Source organism: Paenibacillus sp. FSL L8-0470, assembly GCF_038008625.1.
GTDB lineage: Bacteria > Bacillota > Bacilli > Paenibacillales > Paenibacillaceae > Paenibacillus_AQ.
The window spans coordinates 5,610,105-5,628,473 of record NZ_JBBOZM010000001.1 but is presented as its reverse complement, the minus strand read 5'-3'; the positions used below and the strand labels follow the sequence as shown (position 1 = coordinate 5,628,473).

The following is an 18,369-nucleotide window of genomic DNA, read 5'->3' as shown; positions in this document are numbered from 1 at the left end:
GAGTGAGGGATTGCTATGAACATTAATGAATTATCTTCTTGTCTTGCAGCTTCGCGCCTATACGGCGATGGTGAAACAGAGATTTCCGATCTTCAGACGGATTCCCGCCAGGTGAAACCGGGTGATTTATTTATTTGTTTGCCGGGACATACTGTGGATGGGCATAAATTTGCCCCCCAGGCTGCCGCGAGTGGAGCCGCTGCCATCGTCTGCGAGCGGAGGCTGGATATTGATCTGCCCCAGCTCGTAGTGGACGACAGCAGGTTTGCTATGTCCGTGCTGGCAAATGTCTTCTTCGGATCTCCTAGCAGCCGCATGAGAATGATAGGGATCACTGGCACCAACGGTAAAACTACCACCACTTATCTGATTGAACGGATCATGCAGGACCATGGTGTAAAAACGGGACTGATCGGAACCATTCAAATGCGATACGACGGACAAAGTTATCCGATGTCAGGCACCACGCAGGAGTCGCTTGAACTGCAGCGTACGCTTCAAGATATGGTGCTTAAAGGTGTACATTGCTGCGTAATGGAGGTCTCCTCCCATGCGCTGCAGCAAGGACGCGTGAAGGGGACGGATTACCGTACGGCGATATTTACGAATTTAACCCAGGATCATCTCGATTATCATCATACAATGGAAGAGTATCGCGCCGTTAAAGGCCTGTTCTTCTCCCGTCTCGGCAACGCTATTTCTCCCTGGAAAGAAGAGCGCAAATATGCCGTACTTAACGCGGACGATGAGGCGAGCGCCTATTTTTCTGCCCAGACAGCAGCGGAAGTGATTACATACGGCATTGACAGCAAGGCAAATGTCCGGGCCTCACAAATTTCAATCACATCCAAAGGAACATTTTTCCATGTGGATACGTTTAAGGGAGAGGCAGACATTTCTCTGCGCATGGTCGGCAAGTTTAACGTATATAATGCACTTGCTGCTATCACTGCTGCACTTCTCGAAGATGTGCCGCTTCAAGAGATCAAAGCCAGCTTAGAGTCTGTGCCAGGTGTGGATGGACGGGTGGAATCGGTGGATGAGGGGCAGGACTTTGCGGTTATCGTTGACTATGCCCATACACCGGATGGCCTTGAAAATGTGTTGAAGGCAGTCAGCGAATTCGCCACCGGCAAAGTGCTTACCGTCTTTGGCTGCGGCGGCGACAGAGATACCACCAAACGGCCGTTGATGGGGAAGATCGCAGCCAAATACAGCGACAGTGTATTTGTGACCTCCGACAACCCCCGGACCGAAGATCCGCTGCTGATCCTGCGGGATATTGAAGCAGGACTGAAAGAGGATGGGGTAGCACAGGAACGTTATGAAATGGTTCCCGACCGGCGGGAAGCGATCAGAAAAGCTATTGAAATGGCAAGCCCCGGCGATGTAGTATTGATTGCGGGGAAAGGTCATGAGACCTACCAGTTGATCGGCGGAGTGGTTCATGATTTCGATGACCGCATTGTCGCCAAAGAAGTGATAAGGGGCCGAAGCTATTGATTACAAGAACGCTGCGAAATATCGCTGACATGTGCGGGGGAGAAGTGTTTTCCGCTGAAGATAGGAATGTAAAGATTGCCGGAGTGGTTACCGATTCCCGCAAAATTACATCTGACTGTCTGTTCGTTCCGCTTGCCGGAGACAACTTTGACGGACATCATTATGGTGCTGCAGCTTTGGCTGCGGGAGCGGCCGCAACGCTATGGCAGAAGGATAAGGGGACTGCGCCTGAAGGCGGCGGGGTTATTCTGGTAGAAGACACGCTGTCTGCACTGCAGAAGCTGGCTGCTGCTTATTTGAGCGAAATTGCTCCGCAGGTTGTTGCGGTTACAGGCAGCAACGGCAAAACGACTACCAAGGATATGATTACAGCCTTGCTTGAAGGACAATTTAAGGTCCATAAAACTCAAGGCAATTTCAATAACCATATCGGACTGCCGCTTACGGTCCTTTCTATGCGCGAGGATGTGGAGATCGCTGTGCTGGAGATGGGGATGAGCTCAAGGGGCGAAATCGCCCTGCTCGCTTCGCTTGCTGCGCCTGATGTGGCCGTCATCACAAATGTAGGTGAATCCCATTTGCTGCAGCTCGGCTCCCGTAAGGAGATTGCCCGGGCCAAGCTGGAGATTGCCGAAGGGCTGAAGCCGGGAGGTCTGCTGATCTATAACGGGGATGAGCCGCTGCTAGCTGAGGTTATGGCTGAAGCCTCCTTCCATGCGCCGGAGGGAATGCATACCTTGCGTTTCGGCATCTCTACGGATAACGATGATTATCCGACCGGGATGATGACGCATAGCGGAGGTATGACCTTTACAAGTTACCTCCATAAGGAGCGCGCCTATACGCTCCCGCTGCCGGGCAGGCATAACGTAGTCAACGCATTGGCCGCGCTTGCGGTTGCACGTCATTTCGGCGTAACTGATGACCACGTAGAGGATGGGCTGAAGAGGCTTAAGCTAACCGGCATGCGGATTGAAGTGATGCTGACCTCTTCGGGACTCACCTTGCTGAATGATGCTTATAACGCTAGTCCTACCTCGATGAAAGCAGCGATTGATGTGCTGCAGTCTATGAAATGCACTGGCAGCCGAATCGCCGTGCTGGGGGACATGCTGGAACTTGGTCCGGATGAAGTGCCGTTCCACCAGGAGATCGGGACTTATCTCGATCCTGAGGAAACAGATCTGGTCTTTGCCTATGGACCCCTCTCCGCCCACATTGCTGAGACGGCAAGGGACAAATTCGGAGCAGAACGCGTTTTTTCTTTTACGGACAAAGCGGAGCTGACTTCAGTCTTGATCGGGAAATGCAGTCCCGACGATGTTGTGCTGTTCAAGGCTTCCAGAGGGATGCGCTTGGAAGAAGTACTGCACAGCCTAAACAAACATTTTGAGCAAACTTAACATATTGGAGGGGGTGTACCCATGGATTATCAACTGCTGCTGCTGACGATTGCTGTGTCCTTTATCCTTGCGGTCATTGCCGCTCCGCTGATCATTCCGCTGCTGAGACGGATGAAATTCGGACAGCAGGTTCGTGATGACGGACCGCAAACTCATTTGAAAAAGGCTGGAACGCCTACCATGGGCGGCATCATAATTATGGTGGCCTTCACTTTATCTTTTCTGAAATTTTCCGTGGTGAATTCGGACTTTTATGTCCTTTTGGTAGCAACGCTCGGCTACGGGCTGATTGGTTTCCTTGATGATTATATTAAAATTGCTTTCAAGCGTTCGCTGGGACTTACAGCCCGCCAAAAGCTGGCAGGTCAACTGCTGATCGGGGTAGTGTTATGCGTTCTGCTGATTAACGCCGGCCATAATACAGGCATCAGCATACCGGGAGCCTCCATCAGCTTCGATTGGGGCGCATGGTTCTACTATCCATTTATTATCCTCATGATGATGGCGGTCACGAATGCAGTAAACTTTACTGACGGAGTAGACGGCTTGCTGTCGGGTGTCAGCGCGATTGCGCTTGCCGCCTTTGCCGTAGTGGCCATGCAGGCTACCTCGATTGCTGCCGGTGTCTGCGCAGCGGCGATGATCGGGGCGGTGTTAGGTTTTCTGGTATTTAACGCCCATCCGGCAAAAGTATTTATGGGAGACTTCGGTTCCTTCGGAATTGGCGGTGCGATCGGGGCTATTGCGATTGTGACCAAAACCGAGCTGCTGTTTGTTGTGATTGGCGGAGTTTTTGTGGTTGAGATGTTGTCTGTTATTTTGCAGGTAGCCTCCTTTAAAACGCGCGGCAAGCGCATTTTCAGAATGAGCCCGATCCACCATCACTTTGAGCTCGGCGGCTGGTCGGAATGGCGGGTTGTTGTCTCCTTCTGGGCGGTTAGCCTTGTGCTGGCGGCAGTAGGACTATATATCAGCAAGGGGTTGTAAACAATGAAACATCCGGATATGTACCGTGGGGAAGAGGTGGTCGTCCTGGGGCTGGCTAAAAGCGGCGTCCAGGTGGCCAAAGTGCTGCATGAGCGCGGTGCGGTAGTTACGGTCAACGATAAAAAGGAAAGAGATCAAAGTCCCGAAGCTTCCGAACTGGAATCTTTGGGAATTTCTGTTATATGCGGCGGGCATCCGGAAGGACTGATTCATTCAGGTGTCAGCCTGGTGGTCAAAAATCCGGGCATTCCCTACACTGTTCCTCCAGTGCAGCAGGCGCTGCAGCTAGGCATCGAGGTTGTGACCGAGGTGGAGGTGGCTTACCGGCTCTGTGCCGCCCCCATGATTGGTATTACCGGCTCCAACGGCAAGACAACGACTACGACCTGGGTAGGCCGCATGCTGGAGGCCGCAGGGATGAAGCCGATTGTTGCCGGCAACATCGGTACGCCGCTCTCTCAGGCCGCTCTGGAGGCGGATGAGGACAACTGGATGGTTGTCGAACTAAGCAGCTTCCAGCTTAAAGGGACGGAGACCTTCCGTCCCAAGGTGGGTGCTCTGCTGAACGTAGCCGAAACCCATCTGGATTATCATGGCGATATGGACGATTATGTGGCATCCAAAGCGAAGCTGTTTGCTAACCAGGAGCCTTCTGACACGGCTGTGCTGAACTGGGATGATCCGGTTTGCCGGGGCCTGGTTCCTTACATCAAAGGCAGCATATTGCCCTTCTCCATGACGGAGGAGCTGGTTCAGGGCATCTTTGTCCGTCCCTCTTTTGTGCCGGATACCGAAGATGACCACAATCGGGTAATCATTTATCGTGATTATTCGGAGAGCGAGACGGAGATTGCCACGGTGGATTCCATTGGCCTGCCGGGGCGGTTCAATGTTGAGAATGCCTTGGCTGCCTGCGGAATCGCCATCGCTGCCGGAGCAGCTCCGGAGGATCTTGGGGCTGTGCTGGCTTCTTTCCGCGGGGTGGAGCACCGTCTGGAATATGTGGCGGATAAGGCTGGCGCCGCTTACTACAACAATTCCAAAGCAACAAACTCCAAAGCCACCTCCATGGCATTGGCTTCGTTCCGCGAGCCGATTGTATTGATCGCCGGGGGACTCGACCGCGGGTCCGATTATATGGAGCTTCTGCCTGTCCTCAGCGGCAATGTGAAGGGGCTGGTGGTCCTGGGGCAAACAAAGGACAAGCTGGCCAGTGTGGCGCAAATGGCAGGAGTAAAGCACATCATCTCCGTCGATAATGGGGAGAGCGCCGCCGCCGTGCTGCAGCAGGCTGTCCGGGAGGCTTCCGCTCTTGCGGAAGAAGGAGATGTTGTTCTCCTGTCTCCTGCCTGTGCAAGTTGGGATATGTTTACTTCCTATGAGGAGCGCGGGCGTATTTTTAAAGAGGCGGTGCATAACCTTTAAGTAGGGGGGTGGATAAGCCCCTACTACGGATGCAAGAGGTGTGCTCCTGATGAAGAAATCCCGTCATGCGCCCGATATCTGGCTGCTGATTCCGATTCTGGCTCTACTGGCAATCGGCATGGTGATGGTGTACAGCGCCGGGTCCGTTTTGGGCTTCCGCAATTATGGCGATTCGTTTTATTTTGTTAAAAGGCAGCTGCTGTTTGCCGGACTGGGTCTCGGGGCAATGTTTGTTACTGCCAACACGGACTATCTGGTGCTCAAAAAATTTGCGAAGCCTGCTCTGATCATCTGCTTCGTTCTGCTGGTGATGGTGCTCATTCCCGGAATCGGGGTTGTGCGCGGCGGTGCGCGGAGCTGGCTGGGCATCAGCTCCTTCGGAATTCAACCCTCCGAGTTTATGAAGATGGGGATGATTCTTTTTCTGGCAAAATGGCTGGGACAGGATGATTATGATATCTCCGTCTTCACTCGCGGGCTGCTTCCTCCCCTGGCATTGATTGGTTCTGCCTTTGGGCTGATTATGCTGCAGCCGGATCTGGGCACTGGTACAGTAATGTTCGGTGCGGCTCTGATGATGGTGTTCACAGCAGGAGCCCGGATGAAGCATCTGCTGTCACTCGGAGTGGCCGGCATCGCCGGGTTCGCCGGATTGGTTGCTGCCGCACCATACCGCTTGCAGCGCATTACAGCATTCCTGGATCCCTGGTCGGATCCGCTCGGCGCCGGTTACCAGATTATCCAGTCACTGTATGCGATTGGACCAGGCGGCCTTGGCGGTCTTGGACTGGGCATGAGCCGGCAAAAGTACAGTTACGTGCCGGAGCCGCAGACTGATTTTATTTTTTCTATATTGGCCGAAGAGCTCGGATTTATCGGGGGGCTGGCGGTATTGCTGCTGTTTCTGATTCTGATCTGGCGCGGGATGAAGGTGGCGATGAGCCTGCCTGACCGTTTCGGCAGTTATCTGGCCGTAGGCATCGTCTGTATGGTGGCTGTCCAGGTCATCATCAACATCGGTGTTGTCATCGGCATGATGCCGGTAACGGGCATTACGCTCCCGCTGATCAGCTATGGAGGCTCGTCGCTGACCCTGATGCTTACAGCACTCGGTATTTTACTGAATTTATCCCGTTATGCGAGGTGAGAGACATGCGTATCGTATTAAGCGGCGGGGGTACGGGGGGACATATTTATCCCGCCGTCGCCGTCGCCAGACAGCTGGAAGAGGAAGACAAGGGCTCTGCCTTTTTGTATATCGGCGGCAAGCGTGGTCTGGAGAGCAAAATCGTTCCCCAGGAGAAAATTCCATTCAAGGCGATTGATATTACGGGCTTCCGCCGGAAGCTTTCCATGGACAATGTAAAGACAGTCATGCGTTTCCTCAAGGGGGTTAAAGCCTCCAAAGAAATGCTCAGGGAATTTAAACCGGATGTCGTGATCGGTACTGGGGGCTATGTCTGCGGCCCGGTCGTTTATGCGGCCTCCCGTCTTGGAATTCCGACCTTGATTCATGAGCAGAATGCCATTCCCGGGCTTACGAACCGCTTCCTTAGCCGGTATGCTGACACAGTTGCCGTAAGCTTTGAAGGGACTGAATCGGCTTTTCCGGGAGGCAAAAACGTCATTTATACAGGCAATCCCCGGGCAACTACCGTAACGACTGCCAGCGCTCAGAGAGGGTTCGCATCACTGGGCATTCCTGAAGGCAGCACAGTGGTGCTGGTTGTCGGAGGCAGCGGGGGGGCTAAGGCCATCAATCAGGCGATGATTGAGATGGCCCCTTATGTGGGTAAGGGTAATGGTGTTCATTATGTGTATGTTACCGGCGAGTCCTATTTCGAAGAAACCCGGAAAGCCCTGCGTCAAAAGCTGGGAAGCGAGCCAAGCTGGCTGCATATCCTTCCCTATATTCACAATATGCCCGAGGTTCTGGCTTGTCTTTCTCTGATTGTGAACCGGGCAGGCGCATCTTTTCTTGCAGAAATTACGGCACTGGGTATTCCCTCCGTCCTTATCCCGTCACCCAACGTGACGAATAATCATCAGGAAGCAAATGCTAGACAATTGGAACGTGAAGGCGCGGCGGTTGTACTGCTGGAGAAGGATCTGAACGGCCAGACCCTGCTGGCGGCTGTACAGAATATTATTGGCGCAGAAGATGTGCAGAGAAACATGTCGGAAGCCTCAAGACGTCTCGGCAAAAGAGATTCCGCCTCGCTGGTCGTGGCTGAGCTGCGCAGGCTCGTGGCCAACCGTAAAGCCTAGGTCTTCTGCAGGCTGTTGGGTGATGTATAACTGAAGTCGATGTTGTTTCCCGCTTACATGAACAGTCAATTAGGCCGGGAAATGCGCACTTTTTCTCTAGTTAAGAGGTTGTGAGTTTCTTGGTGAACAGCAAGCAATTCTCCGTGCCGGACCAGTCCTTAGTGCGTTACTCTTCTTGTTATCCTCCACTGTCACACACCCGGGGTTATGAACATAGGATAATCCTATAATCGTGACAATCACCCAGGGCACTTCCGGTTTATGAGATGACAAAGCGGGAGGGCCATCCCGCACATTTCATTGCTCCTTGTACGGGAAGTGCTTGTGGTGGGTGAGCGGTAATCTCGGAGGTGATACATTGGACAAATTGGTGATTGAGGGTGGAAACCCCCTGTCAGGCACCATACGTATCCATGGAGCAAAAAATGCGGCGCTGCCGATCCTGGCGGCAAGCCTGCTGGCCGAAGGAGTTCACTCACTGCATAATGTGCCGAAGCTGCTGGACATCGAAACAATGCTGAATATTTTGGAACGGCTGGGCTGCAGGGGCGTGCATGAAGACGAGACGGTGACCATTGACACGTCAATGCTGGGCACTTCCCATGTTCCTGAGGATTTAATGCGGCAGATGAGATCGTCTATTTTTCTGATGGGACCGTTATTATCCAGATTTGGAGAGGTGACGATTTATCAGCCGGGAGGCTGTGCGATCGGGGAGCGCAAGATTGATCTTCATCTGCAGGGACTGAAGCAGCTGGGGGCGGAAATTGAAGAGAGTAATGGACGGATTTCCTGCCGGGCCGCAAGACTTAAGGGAAGCGATATACATCTTGATTATCCTAGTGTCGGAGCCACGGAGAACATTATGATGGCTGCTTCCATGGCAGTAGGAACGACAACGATATCGGGTGCGGCCAGAGAGCCGGAGATTCAGGATCTGCAGAATTTCCTGAATCAGATGGGTGCCCAGATTATAGGTGCCGGTACCGATACCATTACGATTCAAGGTGTAAAGAAGCTATATCCCTGTACGTACGAGGTTATTCCCGACAGGATTGTCGCCGGAACGGTCATGATTGCCGCTGCCGCCACGCGGGGCAACGTTACATTGACCCATACCAATGCCGGGCATCTAACCTCCCTGATCCATGTGCTTAGGAGGGCTGGTGTTCAAATCACCGTATGCAATGATATAATTAATATCAGTTGCATGGGACGCCCCCGTGCGGTGGAACGAATCGTTACTTCTCCCTACCCTTCCTTTCCCACAGATCTCCAATCTCAGGTAATGGTGCTGCTGTCGCTGGCCGACGGATTCAGCGTCATCAAAGAGACGGTATTCGAGGGACGCTTCAAGCATGTGGAGGAGATGGCCAGGATGGGCGCCGATATTTCCATTGATCTGAACCGTGCGTTTATCCGCGGGGTGCAGAGACTGTATGGAGCAACGGTGGAAGCAACCGACCTGCGGGCGGGAGCTGCCCTGGTGATTGCCGGACTCGCCGCTCATGGAACCACGGTTGTTGAGCAGGCGCATCATATTGACCGCGGATATGACGGCATTGAGCAGCTCTTTCAGAAGCTGGGTGCACGCATCAGCCGCAAAGTACCTGTGCCGGGTCCGTTTGATTTGGCCAATTAAAGCTCCCTGTCTCCTTCAGCTTCATGCGTGGGAAGGAGACAGGGCCTTATTACGGAGATATGAGATGCCAAAAACCCGTTTACCTCTTCTTAAAGAGGACAAGCCTACCAAAAAAATGAGCCGAAAGATTACTTTCATTCTGCTGCTGCTGTTTATTGCGCTGTTGGCCGTGATTTTCTTCCGCTCGTCAATGAGCCGGATTACAGAGATCCAATTTCAGGGAAACAAATATTCCACCCGTGAGGTGCTGCTTGAGAAAAGCGGACTTGCCCTCGGAGGACAGTATTTTGCCGTCTCTAATGATGCAGTGGCTGATCGCCTTAAGGAGCTCAAGACGGTTCAGGAGGCCAGTGTGGAAAAAAAATTTCCCGGACTAGTCACCATCAGTATTAAGGAGTACCCTGCAGTGGCCTATGAATTGGATCAAGATGGCATACTGGAGGCTATTCTATCCAGCGGCGCTGCTGTTTCCGTGAATGAAACGGGCATTGCGGTGGAGAAGCCGATCTTGACAAGCTGGGGGGAAGATGATCCCCATAAAGCCAAATTGTGCCAGGCTCTCGCCAGTATTCCGAATGAACTGACCAGTGACATTTCTGAGATTGTGCCATCACCAACATTATCCTTTCCAGACCGCATCAAGCTGTATACCCGTTCGCATTTTGAAGTCATTACGGCAATTTCTTTGCTTAAGGATAAAGTAGAGTATTTAAATCAAGTGATAGAGACAGAGGAGCCCGGACTGATCAAGATGCTTGAAGCGGATTCCTATGTTCCTTTTGCACCTGTAAAAGAGGAGAATGTGAAAGAGGACACGCAAGAGTAAATAGGCCCTACTAATAGTAAGAAAAAAATGCTACAATCGGTTTTACGGGCAATAGGCAACGTCCCTCTTTTTTCTTCGGATTTTTTGAAATGAAGTATCAAATATGGATGACATTTCTTTATTACACTTATATTTCATGTAATAAAATGCCTGTTTTCAGGTTTCTAGCAGCTGCTGTCTTCATGCGAGATGCTTGTCATATTATCCCACTCAAAAAATTTGTAGAAAAAAGAGGGAAAGGATTAGAGATGTTGAATATGTACAGAGAAGTTTTTCTTCAATGGAAACCAAAAACTAAATCAGCTTTACATTTCATTTTGATAATAACAGGAGGTGCCATAGGGCTTGAGCAACAATGACATCATTGTTAGTTTGGACATCGGTACATCCAAAGTTCGGGCAATTATTGGGGAAGTTACTAATGGAACCTTTAATATTATTGGCGTTGGATCTGCTGATTCGGAAGGAATACGAAAAGGTGCGATTGTAGATATCGACCAGACTGTGCAATCGATCAAGAGTGCTGTAGATCATGCGGAGCAAATGGTCGGTATACAAATATCCGAGGTCTATGTCGGCATTTCCGGCAATCATATCGGGCTTCAATCCAGTCATGGTGTCGTGGCCGTTCAGAATGAGGATCGTGAAATCGGCGAAGATGATATCGATCGTGTAATCAAGGCAGCAGAAGTTATTGCACTGCCTCCTGAACGCGAGGTAATTGATGTTGTCGCCAAGCAATATATCGTCGATGGCCTTGAAGGAATCCAGGATCCCCGCGGGATGATCGGAGTTCGTCTGGAAGTGGAAGCGACGATTATTACCGGGGCCAAAACGCCAATACATAATCTGCTTCGCTGCGTAGAGAAATCAGGACTTAAAGTCAAAGATCTTGTACTGATGTCTCTTGGAGCCGGCGGATTGGCGCTTTCCAAAGATGAGAAATCAATGGGCTCCGTGCTGGTTGACATCGGTGCGGGCTCAACGACGATAGCCGTATATGAAGAAGGTTCCCTTTGTGCCACCTCCACGATCCCGATCGGCGGAGAATTTGTAACCAATGATATCGCATACGGTCTCCGTACACTTACTGATCAGGCGGAGAAGGTGAAGCTGAAGTATGGCTGCGCCTGGATTGACGACGCCGCTTCTGACGTAGTGTTCAAGGTGCTCCGGATCGGCAGCAATGTGGAAAAAGAATTTAATCAGGAAGATCTTGCGGCGATCATTGAACCGAGAGTGCAGGAAATCTTCCATCTGATTCGTCAGGAAGTGAAGCGGCTTGGTTACAATGAGCTTCCCGGAGGTTATATACTAACGGGTGGTACTGTATCTATGCCGGGGGTATTAAAAGCAGCCCAGACTGAACTATCAGCCTCTGTGCGCGTTGCGGTGCCGGATTATATCGGAGTCCGCGATCCCGGATTTACCGGAGGAGTAGGCATCCTGCATAACGTTGTCCGCAGATTCCGCGGACGCGGAAACAGCAGCAGCGGGAATAAAAAGACGGTCAACCGGAACAAGCAGAATGCAGCTCCAAATCAGGAAGCTGTATCGAAGCCGGGTTTGGTGGAACGTCTAAAGAATATGTTCAGCGAGTTCATATAAGTGTAAGTCCAGATATACTTGGACTGGCCATCCAAGCACATTGAGGGGGAGATGGAACAATATGTTGGAATTTGATTTTGAAATGGAGAGCTTGGCGCAAATAAAGGTCATCGGCGTGGGCGGCGGCGGTAGCAATGCTGTCAACCGGATGATTGAAAATGGCGTTCAGGGTGTGGAATTCATCACAGTTAATACAGATGCCCAAGCGCTGCATATGGCCAAATCGGAGCATAAACTGCAAATTGGGGACAAGCTGACCCGGGGACTTGGCGCGGGTGCCAATCCTGAGGTGGGCAAGAAAGCGGCCGAGGAGTCCCGTGATCTGATTTCAAATACTCTGAAAGGCGCGGACATGGTATTTGTTACCGCTGGTATGGGGGGCGGCACCGGTACAGGCGCAGCGCCTGTGATTGCTGAGATTGCCAGAGAGTGCGGAGCATTGACGGTTGGCGTCGTGACCCGTCCGTTTACTTTTGAAGGCAGAAAACGTGCAACTCAGGCAGAGCTTGGCATCGAGGCGCTCAAGGAAAAGGTCGATACACTGATCGTGATTCCCAATGACCGACTGCTGGAAATTGTGGATAAGAAAACCCCAATGCTGGAGGCATTCCGTGAAGCGGATAATGTACTCCGCCAGGCGGTGCAAGGGATCTCCGACCTTATTCAGGTTCCCGGCCTGATCAACCTTGACTTTGCCGATGTGAAGACAATTATGACGGAGCGCGGTTCAGCGCTTATGGGTATCGGTATCGCCACTGGCGAGAACCGTGCTTCGGAGGCGGCCCGCAAAGCGATCATGAGTCCGCTCCTGGAGACCTCCATTGAAGGTGCTCGCGGCGTGATCATGAACATTACAGGGGGTTCCAACCTTTCCCTGTATGAGGTGAATGAAGCAGCCGAGATCGTTACCTCTGCTTCGGATCCTGAAGTGAATATGATCTTTGGTGCCATCATTGAGGAAAGCATGAAGGATGAAATCAAAGTTACGGTAATCGCTACCGGCTTTGAACACAAACCTTCACCTATTGCTCCGGCCCGCCGTCCATCGGCGAGCAGCGAACCTGCTGCGCCTGATAAGAATGCCAATCTGCGTCCGTTTGGCAATCAGACGGCCTCAGACCAGCTGGACATTCCAACATTCCTGCGCAACCGTACGCGCGGCAATAATGACTAATAAAATAGTATAGTGTAAATAGATTTACGGAAGCACCGTATCTCCCTAGCGATCAGCTATGGGTGGATACGGTGCTTTTTGGTTTACCGGCTGTTATAATACTAGTAACGGGAGAGGATACAATGAAACTGCTTGATCCCCGGGTTGATTTTGTATTTAAACGTATTTTTGCAAGCGAGGGCAATAAGGATGTGCTGTTGGCTTTTCTTAACGGTATTTTTTCGGATGCGGGGGAACCTCCGCTGAATGAAGTGGTGCTGCTGAATCCATACACGGATAAGGATGATCTGCTGGATAAGCAATCGATATTCGACATATGGGCCAAGACCGAGGAAGGCAAGTTGATTAATATTGAAATGCAGCTGTTTAATAAATATGATATTGAGAAACGCACGCTCTATTACTGGAGCAAACGATATTCGGGGCAGCTGCAGGAGACAGGCAAGTATAAAGATCTCAAAAAATGTGTGACCATCAATATATTAAATTATAAAGTTTTGCCCAATGAGCATACTCATAGTGTGTTTCATCTGCGGGAAGATAGGAATGGAACTCCGCTCGCAGACGATATTGAAATTCATTTCTTGGAGCTGCCGAAGCTGGAGCATACGCCTGTTCCCGGTGAAGGCGGTTTGGTCAATTGGCTGCTGTTTCTGAAAGGAATAGACGATTCGAATTGGGAGGTGCTTAGCATGAATGAGCCTGTCTTGAAAAAGGCAATGGATACGCTGCAATTCCTGAGCCAGGATGAGGAGGCCCGCATGAAGTATGAAGCCCGCCAGAAGTTTTTGCTGGATGAGGCTTCGCAAAGAGACGGGGCGCTTACAGAGGGCTTTGCCAAAGGATTGGCTGAGGGAAGAGCGGTAGGAAGAGCTGCGGGTATAGAGGAAGGTAAGGCGGAAGGCAAGCTGGCGGGGAGATTGGAAGGCAAGCTGGAAGGCAAGCTAGAAGGTAAGCTGGAAGGTAAGCTAGAAGGCAAGCTAGAAGGCAAGCTGGAAGGGAAATTAGAGGGGAAATTAGAAGCAAGATTGGAAGTGGCCAGAAATCTGCTTGCGATGGGACTGGACTATCATGCGATCCGAACGGCAACGGGTCTTACAGATGAAGAATTAGAGTCTATGAAGCGAATTTAAGAATAGGGATTTTGAAGTCAGCCTTTAGATTTAGAGGCTGGCTTTTTTATGCTGTAATGATAAGCCTCGAGCCGCTCCAACCCCTCAAGTTAACTCTGTCACGCTATAACTCGACAAAAAAACCTTAAGAACGCCCCCCAAGTTTAGACAGACTTTGAATGCGAGAGTTCCTATACTAATCTTATCGTCCAAAAAGAGAGCCTGATCCCTGGCCTTGAGGATAGAGAGCAGCCCTTAGGCAGGTGAATGCATTGGTAGTTTATATTGACTTGATTTTCGCTGCCAATCTGCTGATCGATGGCATTCTTCTATGGCTGACAGGCTGGCTGGTTAAACTTAAGGTCTCCTGGTGGAGACTGGCGCTTTCCGCGCTGGTTGGCGCGCTTTATGTAGTGATGATGTTCGTACCGGAGCTGTCTTTTCTCTATACCTTCCTCATTAAATTCGGATTGTCGGTAGTCATGCTGTGGATTGCCTTTGGATTCAGGAGTCTGCAAAGCTACCTCCGCGTGTTGGGGGCCTTTTATATTATTAATTTTGCAGCAGCCGGCGGCATTGTAGGTATTCACTATTTGTTGCAGAGCTCAGGCGACATCTGGAACGGTATTCTGTTTACCTCTTCAGGAGGCCAAGCATACCGGATGAAGATCGGTTTCTGGTTTGTGCTTGCGGTCTTACCGCTGGTACTGCTCCTCTTTAAGCTCTTCCATTCTTCACGGGTCCGCAGGGAGCAGCTCGAATCGTATATTGGTGAGGTAACAGTGGAAATTGACGGCGTAACTGTGGTCTGTCCAGGGCTGCTGGATACAGGGAACCGGCTCAGTGATCCGTTGACGCGGATTCCGGTAATGGTGATGGAGGCGTCGCTCTGGGAAGGCCATCTGCCTGCTTCATGGAAAGGGAGGCTGACACAGACGAGCGCAGACACCCTTCTGCTGGAAACGGACGGGCAGTCTTTTGCCTGGCAGGATAGGATGCGGCTTGTCCCTTATAGGGGCATCAACCGTGGTTCATCCTTTATGCTTGCGCTGAAGCCGGATCTTGTGAAGATACAGCTGGGTGAGGAGACCTTTTACAGCAAAAGGGTGCTCATCGGGCTGGATGGCGGGACACTGTCGGGAGACGGCGCGTACCGGGCGGTCATACACCCTGACCTCGCCCAAAGAGAACAGGCTGCTGACGCGGCGCTGCCATGCTGATAACCGCAGAAGCATTTGCATTTCAATCCTAATATCGGACAAAGGGAATTGGGCAGGGCAGCAGGGAAATGGATGGGATAAGAAATATCACAGGGTTACTGTGTACTTCTTGGAGGAGGAACAAGAATGGTCAAATGGAAGTTAGCGCTGCAACTGCAATATTACCGCATGCTGTTTCTGCTGGGGCTGAAAAGCCAGGAAATTTATTATATCGGTGGAAGCGAGGCGTTGCCTCCTCCCTTGACTAGGGAAGAGGAGGAGTATTTGCTGCAGCGGCTGTCCAGCGGCGATGCGGCCGTCCGGGCTATGCTGATTGAGCGCAACCTGCGGCTCGTTGTGTACATTGCCCGGAAATTTGAGAACACCGGCATTAACATTGAAGATCTTGTTTCTATCGGGGCCATTGGACTAATCAAGGCAGTCAATACGTTTGATCCGGAGAAAAAAATCAAGCTGGCTACCTATGCCTCACGCTGCATCGAAAATGAGATACTGATGTATTTGCGGCGCAACAGCAAGACACGGAGTGAGGTGTCCTTTGATGAACCGCTAAATATTGACTGGGACGGCAACGAGCTGCTTCTCTCCGATGTGCTTGGCACCGAGAACGACACCATTTACCGTAACATCGAAGAGCAAGTGGACCGAAAGCTGCTGCAGAAGGCACTGGAAAAGCTGAGTGAGCGGGAGCGCCTGATTATGGAGCTAAGATTTGGACTGCGCGGGGGAGAAGAAAAAACGCAAAAGGATGTGGCCGATCTGCTGGGTATTTCCCAATCCTATATTTCGCGTCTGGAAAAAAGAATTATCAAGCGGCTGCGCAAGGAGTTTAACAAGATGGTGTAAGCATAAATCAGCAAGGAATAAAATGCCGGACCGGGGAGATAATGTACAGTAATGTTTCTCCTTGGGAGGTAAATCATCATGACCCGAAATAAAGTCGAGATTTGCGGTGTGGACACCAGCAAGCTGCCCGTTCTAACAAACGTGGAAATGCGGGAGCTGTTCACTTCGCTGCAGCAGCAGGGCGAGCGATCCGCCAGAGAGAAATTGGTAAATGGTAACCTTAGACTTGTTCTTAGTGTTATTCAAAGGTTCAATAATCGGGGAGAGTTCGTTGACGATCTGTTCCAGGTAGGCTGCATCGGGTTGATGAAAGCCATCGATAATTTTGATTTATCGCAAAATGTGAAGTTCTCCACCTATGCAGTGCCGATGATTATCGGTGAAATCCGCAGGTATCTACGCGATAATAACCCGATTCGGGTATCACGTTCGCTCAGGGATATTGCATACAAGGCCCTGCAGGTGCGTGACAGTCTGACGAACCAGAATTCCCGGGAGCCGACGATTTTTGAAATTTCCGAGGCGTTGGGAGTTCCGAAAGAAGATGTAGTTTTTGCTTTAGATGCCATCCAGGACCCGGTCTCCTTGTTTGAGCCAATCTACCATGACGGCGGGGACCCGATTTATGTGATGGACCAGATTAGTGACGATAAGAATAAAGATGTCTCTTGGATTGAGGAAATTGCATTGCGGGAAGCGATGCGCAAACTGGGACAACGCGAGAAGCGGATACTGTCCATGCGTTTCTTCGAGGGCAAGACCCAGATGGAGGTCGCCGATGAGATTGGGATCTCTCAAGCCCAGGTTTCCAGACTTGAGAAATCGGCCATCCAGCAAATGCAAAAGCATGTGAAGACCTGAGTAACAGCGATAGATGAAGCAGGGGTATCCAAGGGGCTATAAACCCTTATGGATACCCCTTTGTATGTAGAACTATATTGGAAAATATATATTGCATTGCATGTTGCCAAGCCCGAACAACATATATTGGACTATATGTCTGAAAGTACAGGGGTGGTGAGGTGAACGAGGATTCAATAGGCACAGGCAAAAAAATGAAAATCTCTGATTTTCAGACCAAGGATGTCATTAACATTGTCGACGGCAAGCGGCTCGGGCAAATCAGTGATCTGGAGCTCGATCTGCGCCGCGGAGTTATTGATGCAATCATTGTGCCCGGGTATACACGGTTTATGGGGCTCTTTGGAGGTGGCGCTGATTTGATCATTCCCTGGAGGAATATCGTTAAGATTGGTGCTGATGTTGTGCTCGTAAAGATAGAGGAGTCCAGAATGCCCCAAGGTCAGGAAGAGCGGGAAACGATGTATTTGGAACGGGGGGACCGCAGTGAAAGGCGCACATATTAACCGGGTGCGTCTTTTTTTGACGGAAACGGGTATAGAGCTTATGTAAGAAATGGGGCCCATAACCGGGCTCCGAAGTCTAAACATCACTTTGTGGGAGGTCTTGTGGTACACTTAGGCGGAGGTGAGAAGATGGAACCGTTCGTACAAATCGACAGAACGCCTGTGCAGCTTCATCTGGAGCGGTGGTGTTCAGCACATCCCCAAATTACTGCCGGATTCACAGGAAGACAAGGTGGTGCGGGCAAGGCACCGTATGAAAGCTTCAACTGTGCTCTTCATGTAGGCGATGACGTGGAAGATGTGATCAGCAACCGTAGGATGCTCGCCGAGAGTCTCGGTTTTACACTGGATTCATGGACATGCGGGGAACAAACTCATGGGAAAAATATTGCGGTTGTTACCAAAGAAAACCAAGGATACGGCAATCTGGACAGAGCAAGCGCCTTTCAGTCCACTGATGGGCTGCTGACCAATGTGCCGGGGGTGCTGCTGACTTCCTTTTATGCGGACTGTGTGCCGCTATATTTCTATGATCCTTTGCGGCAGGTGGCCGGTCTTGCGCATGCCGGCTGGAAAGGGACTGTAGCAGAAATTGCCGGGGCTATGGTCAGCACAATGGGTGAGGTCTACGGCAGCCGTCCAAAGGAGATCCTGACAGCCATTGGACCTTCTATCGGTGAATGCTGTTATGAGGTCGATGATTATGTAATGAATCATGTCCACCGGTTGGAGGATGAGCTTAGCACACTGAATTTGGCTGAGAACGCTCCGGTCTTATACAGGAGGTCGGATGCAGATGACAGCAAAAGCATGCTGAACTTGAAAGAAATGAATCGACGCATTATGATTAAAGCAGGAATATTGCCGACTCATATCGAATGTACAACTTGGTGTACAAGCTGTAACAGTGATCTCTTCTTCTCATACCGTAAGGAAAACGGGGTTACAGGAAGAATGACGAGCTGGATCGGAATAAAGGAGAGCTGAA

General features: G+C 50.9%; 17 protein-coding genes. All 17 read left to right on the top strand.

Going from position 1 to position 18,369, the window contains the following annotated elements:
* The first annotated feature begins 15 nt into the window (after positions 1–15).
* The 17 genes from NST99_RS25755 to pgeF all read left to right on the top strand — a co-directional run bounded on the left by NST99_RS25755 (position 16) and on the right by pgeF (position 18,368).
* Positions 16–1,503, top strand: a complete 1,488-nt coding sequence (locus NST99_RS25755; protein ID WP_038595369.1) for a UDP-N-acetylmuramoyl-L-alanyl-D-glutamate--2,6-diaminopimelate ligase — start codon at positions 16–18, stop codon at positions 1,501–1,503.
* Positions 1,500–2,906: a UDP-N-acetylmuramoyl-tripeptide--D-alanyl-D-alanine ligase gene (locus tag NST99_RS25750; RefSeq protein WP_341095443.1), complete on the top strand. Its 1,407-nt coding sequence runs from the start codon at positions 1,500–1,502 to the stop codon at positions 2,904–2,906. The genes NST99_RS25755 and NST99_RS25750 overlap by 4 nt, the downstream gene beginning before the upstream one ends.
* Positions 2,907–2,927: 21 nt before the next feature.
* Entirely contained in the window at positions 2,928–3,893 is a 966-nt protein-coding gene (gene mraY, locus NST99_RS25745; RefSeq protein WP_341095441.1) for a phospho-N-acetylmuramoyl-pentapeptide-transferase, read from the top strand.
* 3 nt (positions 3,894–3,896) lie between these two features.
* On the top strand, positions 3,897–5,318 hold the full coding sequence (murD, locus tag NST99_RS25740) for a UDP-N-acetylmuramoyl-L-alanine--D-glutamate ligase (protein WP_341095439.1): 1,422 nt from the start codon (positions 3,897–3,899) through the stop codon (positions 5,316–5,318).
* A gap of 49 nt (positions 5,319–5,367) precedes the next feature.
* The gene (gene spoVE / locus NST99_RS25735; RefSeq protein ID WP_038595363.1) at positions 5,368–6,465 is read left to right on the top strand and encodes a stage V sporulation protein E; all 1,098 of its coding nucleotides are present in this window, start codon (positions 5,368–5,370) and stop codon (positions 6,463–6,465) included.
* A gap of 5 nt (positions 6,466–6,470) precedes the next feature.
* Positions 6,471–7,586, top strand: a complete 1,116-nt coding sequence (gene murG / locus NST99_RS25730) for an undecaprenyldiphospho-muramoylpentapeptide beta-N-acetylglucosaminyltransferase (protein ID WP_341095435.1) — start codon at positions 6,471–6,473, stop codon at positions 7,584–7,586.
* 358 nt (positions 7,587–7,944) lie between these two features.
* On the top strand, positions 7,945–9,228 hold the full coding sequence (gene murA, locus NST99_RS25725) for a UDP-N-acetylglucosamine 1-carboxyvinyltransferase (protein WP_341095433.1): 1,284 nt from the start codon (positions 7,945–7,947) through the stop codon (positions 9,226–9,228).
* Between the two features lie 64 nt (positions 9,229–9,292).
* Positions 9,293–10,054, top strand: a complete 762-nt coding sequence (locus tag NST99_RS25720) for a cell division protein FtsQ/DivIB (RefSeq protein WP_341095431.1) — start codon at positions 9,293–9,295, stop codon at positions 10,052–10,054.
* An 89-nt stretch (positions 10,055–10,143) separates the two neighbouring features.
* Entirely contained in the window at positions 10,144–10,413 is a 270-nt protein-coding gene (locus tag NST99_RS25715; protein ID WP_341095430.1) for a hypothetical protein, read from the top strand.
* On the top strand, positions 10,400–11,662 hold the full coding sequence (ftsA, locus tag NST99_RS25710; RefSeq protein WP_341095429.1) for a cell division protein FtsA: 1,263 nt from the start codon (positions 10,400–10,402) through the stop codon (positions 11,660–11,662). The genes NST99_RS25715 and ftsA overlap by 14 nt, the downstream gene beginning before the upstream one ends.
* A 61-nt stretch (positions 11,663–11,723) precedes the next feature.
* Entirely contained in the window at positions 11,724–12,836 is a 1,113-nt protein-coding gene (ftsZ, locus tag NST99_RS25705) for a cell division protein FtsZ (RefSeq protein ID WP_341095427.1), read from the top strand.
* A gap of 122 nt (positions 12,837–12,958) precedes the next feature.
* Entirely contained in the window at positions 12,959–13,969 is a 1,011-nt protein-coding gene (locus NST99_RS25700) for an Rpn family recombination-promoting nuclease/putative transposase (protein WP_341095425.1), read from the top strand.
* Between the two features lie 251 nt (positions 13,970–14,220).
* Positions 14,221–15,168 carry a sigma-E processing peptidase SpoIIGA gene (gene spoIIGA / locus NST99_RS25695; protein WP_340896974.1) on the top strand — a complete coding sequence of 316 codons (948 nt, stop codon included), beginning with the start codon at positions 14,221–14,223 and terminating at the stop codon, positions 15,166–15,168.
* Between the two features lie 126 nt (positions 15,169–15,294).
* Entirely contained in the window at positions 15,295–16,014 is a 720-nt protein-coding gene (gene sigE, locus NST99_RS25690) for an RNA polymerase sporulation sigma factor SigE (RefSeq protein WP_038595351.1), read from the top strand.
* A 78-nt stretch (positions 16,015–16,092) separates the two neighbouring features.
* On the top strand, positions 16,093–16,875 hold the full coding sequence (sigG, locus tag NST99_RS25685) for an RNA polymerase sporulation sigma factor SigG (protein WP_038595349.1): 783 nt from the start codon (positions 16,093–16,095) through the stop codon (positions 16,873–16,875).
* Positions 16,876–17,069: 194 nt separating this feature from the next.
* Positions 17,070–17,381 (top strand): YlmC/YmxH family sporulation protein, encoded by a 312-nt coding sequence (locus NST99_RS25680; protein WP_038600462.1) that lies wholly within the window; start codon positions 17,070–17,072, stop codon positions 17,379–17,381.
* A 129-nt stretch (positions 17,382–17,510) separates the two neighbouring features.
* The gene (pgeF, locus tag NST99_RS25675; RefSeq protein ID WP_341095422.1) at positions 17,511–18,368 is read left to right on the top strand and encodes a peptidoglycan editing factor PgeF; all 858 of its coding nucleotides are present in this window, start codon (positions 17,511–17,513) and stop codon (positions 18,366–18,368) included.
* The last annotated feature ends 1 nt before the right edge of the window (position 18,369 follow it).

Coding starts and splice junctions, on each gene's coding strand:
- NST99_RS25755 (WP_038595369.1), top strand. CDS start 16: ATGAACATTAATGAATTATCTTCTTGTCTTGCAGCTTCGCGCCTATAC.
- spoVE (WP_038595363.1), top strand. CDS start 5,368: ATGAAGAAATCCCGTCATGCGCCCGATATCTGGCTGCTGATTCCGATT.
- ftsZ (WP_341095427.1), top strand. CDS start 11,724: ATGTTGGAATTTGATTTTGAAATGGAGAGCTTGGCGCAAATAAAGGTC.
- pgeF (WP_341095422.1), top strand. CDS start 17,511: ATGGAACCGTTCGTACAAATCGACAGAACGCCTGTGCAGCTTCATCTG.
- NST99_RS25715 (WP_341095430.1), top strand. CDS start 10,144: ATGAAGTATCAAATATGGATGACATTTCTTTATTACACTTATATTTCA.
- murG (WP_341095435.1), top strand. CDS start 6,471: ATGCGTATCGTATTAAGCGGCGGGGGTACGGGGGGACATATTTATCCC.
- NST99_RS25720 (WP_341095431.1), top strand. CDS start 9,293: ATGCCAAAAACCCGTTTACCTCTTCTTAAAGAGGACAAGCCTACCAAA.
- NST99_RS25680 (WP_038600462.1), top strand. CDS start 17,070: ATGAAAATCTCTGATTTTCAGACCAAGGATGTCATTAACATTGTCGAC.
- NST99_RS25700 (WP_341095425.1), top strand. CDS start 12,959: ATGAAACTGCTTGATCCCCGGGTTGATTTTGTATTTAAACGTATTTTT.
- sigG (WP_038595349.1), top strand. CDS start 16,093: ATGACCCGAAATAAAGTCGAGATTTGCGGTGTGGACACCAGCAAGCTG.
- mraY (WP_341095441.1), top strand. CDS start 2,928: ATGGATTATCAACTGCTGCTGCTGACGATTGCTGTGTCCTTTATCCTT.
- murD (WP_341095439.1), top strand. CDS start 3,897: ATGAAACATCCGGATATGTACCGTGGGGAAGAGGTGGTCGTCCTGGGG.
- sigE (WP_038595351.1), top strand. CDS start 15,295: ATGGTCAAATGGAAGTTAGCGCTGCAACTGCAATATTACCGCATGCTG.